Here is a 3,085-nt window from a genome sequence, read left to right on the forward strand (position 1 = left end):
GAACTGGTGCCCCACCCTCGCGAATCGTTCGGGTAAAGCCCATCGCCTTCAGGTTCTCCTCCAGCGTCCGATAGGCTTCTGTCTCGGCCAAGAGATCCAGGCTCACCACCAGATCCACGTCGGTGGTTCCTGCATGTGCTCGATCAGGGAACAGGTAGCGCGGTACCAGTCCACCCGCTAGGAAGACACTCTGTTTCCATGGCCCCATGCGATGCAGAAGCGTCACCAGAGTCTGCTCACAGTAGCGTACGTGCTGGCTGCTATAGCCACCAATGTGTTTGGGCTTCAACCCATCACCAATTTCTCACGTCGTAGGTGTGCGGCTTGTTCTTTGCCACGTCCGGGCGATGCCCACAGATCCAGGTAGAGCTGCACGTCACTGGCAACCCAGAGCTCCTCACAGCGTTGGCGGTAGAGAAATGCTCCTTCCGTTTTGGTGCGCAGGAAGAGCACATTGGCTCCTTCGTCGGCGAGCTGTAACTTATGCTCCGTCACCAGTGCTGTCAGATCGGCCTGGGCAGGCAAGAGAAAAGCAAGCTCGCTCAGCTCACTCAGGTGCGGTGCACGATGGAGCGCTCCCAGAGTCAGCGTGGCTGCGTAGGGTATTCCCTTCTGCTCCAAGCTCTCCCCAAGTACCAAGGCCAGCTCCTCCAGCGAGCCACTCCAGCGGTAGTAGCGCTGAATGTTGTAGTCCTTCAGGCGATGCTTGTCGGCCCAGGCATCCAGGAGTGCATCGGGCGCAGTGAGCTTGCGGATGGACAACGGTCCGCGTCCAGAGCGCTCCATCCAAAGCATCTTCTCCAGCGTCTCACAGACCTTCAGTGCCGTTCCCGCAGCGACCTTGGCTTCCTGAGCCAGCTCGGTGACATGCCAAGCTTGGTGCGGGCTGTGAAGGAGGGCGTGAAGGACGCAAGCTGCCTTCCCCTGGAAAATGTCTGGCTCTGAGCTTCGCGGGGGCTGGGCTTTCACCGCCATAGGCTCTCGCAAGATATAGATCCCCTTTGCCTGCACGAACAGATGGCCATTCAGATCGAAGTAGCCTACCCCTTCGGCTTGGAGCCACTGGCGACTCGCGGCGGTTAGGCTCGGGGCAATGACAAACAGGATCTCCTCAGGCGTTAGCTGAGCCCGCCTTGGCAGGACGGCAGCTTGTACGTCTCGCGGGAAACCATTGGCTCGCTCGACGACTCGAAGGAGTACGCTTGCCCCAGCGACGCACACCTGCAGGAGGTCGGTATCGTGTGCTCGCTCTACCTCGACTCCGGGCAGAACATCCAGTTCAGCGATGAGGTTTTCGATGGATATATTCACTGATTTCATGTAATTTACAGTACAGTGAATTATACCATATCAGTGAATTTCCTAATTCGAGACCCTGAAAAATTGCCACGCGGTGGAATATGAACAATCGTTTAATGTTATACAAAAACATCTGATGGTGTCTTCTCAGCCATAATAAGGGCATGATCTCAGACGGCCAGCCCTCCCCCTCCTCCTTCTTTGTCACGAGGGGAACCGTGCCGATGCATGCGGCAAGCTATGTGCAACGCAAGGCGGATACCGATCTCCTGACAGCGCTTCAGAGGGGCGACTATTGCGAAGCTGAACGCAGCAGGTATTCAGACGGCCTTTGTGGATCTCACCAAGATAAGTGCACAGAATGTCACGTAGAAGCAGGGAGTGCGCTATAATCGGGTTAGCTAACCCACTGGAGAAATCAATAAATGGACAACGTAACCCCCTTTGACATACGCGCTCCCTTCTTCGACGAAGACACCGACGAGAAGTTCGACGAGGATGCTCCGAGCCGCTATCGGGATGAGATCATTGCACAGTTCGAGCGCTCCGCTGAGGGCGTAGCGCTGGCCACCTCCGGTCAGGAGCTGCACTGGGCCGACACCTTTGTCGAGTTTGTGATGCAGTATGTGGGAGCCGGACTGCCCGATCTCGACCCGGACGAATTCGACGGTCTGATCTTTGAAGAGATTCCCCGCAAAGTCTCGGTCGAGGCGAGCGAGGCATCGGCGATCATCGCGGAGTTGCGGGCCTTCTGGAACTTCCTGGGGCGGGCCTACCTTCTGGAGAACGCGCCTGGCTTTGTCGCGGCGCTCGACGACGAGGCGGCGGTGCGTCTCGAACGGGAGCTGGCCAACCCCGAGAACTACGGACCGGCCAAGTCGATGTTCATGCAGGGACTGAATCGTGGCTTCGACATGAGCACAGAGGAAGGCATCCAAGCGTGGTTCTCCCAGCACAACCGCGAGCTTGGTTTCGCGCCGCCGATGAACCTTTCGTCGGCGGACTCCTCCTCCGGATTGGGTGCAATGTCACTGAAAAAGCGCTCCGAGAAGGATCGCAACCGCAGCCGTATCGCCCGAGCCAGCCGGAAGCGCAACGGGCGTAAGTAGGAAGGCAAAGTTTGGTATCCTGTCGATCATGAGTGCCGAGTCCAGTTTCTATGTCACGGACGGAACCGTCCCGCGCGATGCGGCCAGCTACGTCGCACGCAATGCTGATACTGAGCTGCTCCAGAGCCTCCTCGCCGGTGAGTTTTGTTACGTTCTCAACACCAGGCAGATGGGCAAGAGCAGTCTCTCCGTGCGCACCATCGCTGCACTTCAAGAGAAAGGCGTCAAGACCGCCTTTCTCGATCTCACCCGCTGTGGCGGCCAGAATGTCGCCACAGCAGTGGTACTTGGGCTTGGTGGCAGAGACGGGCAGTGCCCTCAGTCTACGTAGCGAGTTTTTAGCCTACTGGAAAGCTCACACGGAGTTCAGCTTTGTCCAGCGTTTCTTCGGAGCACTTGGGGAAGTGGCCCTCGAAAAACTCACCGAGCCGACTGTCCTCTTCGTGGACGAGCATGACTCGCCATCTGGTCGCCGAATCCGAAGTATCAAAGTATGATTCGTTTTATCCGCTATTTAAGGGCTTTACGGAAAGAACCAACAGCGAGAGACACCAGGAGCACGAAAAGCGCAGCAGCAACCACGAAGCCCTTGCCAATCGCAGGATCACCCCAACCCGAAAGCACTAGAGCACGAACTCCCTCGATGATGTACGTCACGGGGTTGTAGCTGGCAATCA

The 3,085-nt window shown here is 57.3% G+C and carries 3 protein-coding genes and 1 pseudogene; 2 read left to right on the top strand and 2 right to left on the bottom strand.

Features of this window, described 5'->3' with window-relative positions:
* A pseudogene (locus ACH2EH_RS21530) lies at positions 1–289 on the bottom strand (antitoxin); the annotation flags it as partial.
* Positions 286–1,320: a type IV toxin-antitoxin system AbiEi family antitoxin gene (locus tag ACH2EH_RS21535; RefSeq protein WP_395144964.1), complete on the bottom strand. Its 1,035-nt coding sequence runs from the start codon at positions 1,318–1,320 to the stop codon at positions 286–288. The gene ACH2EH_RS21535 and the pseudogene ACH2EH_RS21530, both read right to left, overlap by 4 nt.
* Positions 1,321–1,724: 404 nt before the next feature.
* On the opposite strand from ACH2EH_RS21535, the gene ACH2EH_RS21540 reads away from it, so the two are divergent.
* Entirely contained in the window at positions 1,725–2,408 is a 684-nt protein-coding gene (locus ACH2EH_RS21540; RefSeq protein WP_395144965.1) for a hypothetical protein, read from the top strand.
* Positions 2,409–2,436: 28 nt separating this feature from the next.
* Entirely contained in the window at positions 2,437–2,739 is a 303-nt protein-coding gene (locus ACH2EH_RS21545) for a hypothetical protein (protein ID WP_395144967.1), read from the top strand.
* The last annotated feature ends 346 nt before the right edge of the window (positions 2,740–3,085 follow it).

Source organism: Armatimonas sp., assembly GCF_043760365.1.
Taxonomy (GTDB): domain Bacteria; phylum Armatimonadota; class Armatimonadia; order Armatimonadales; family Armatimonadaceae; genus Armatimonas.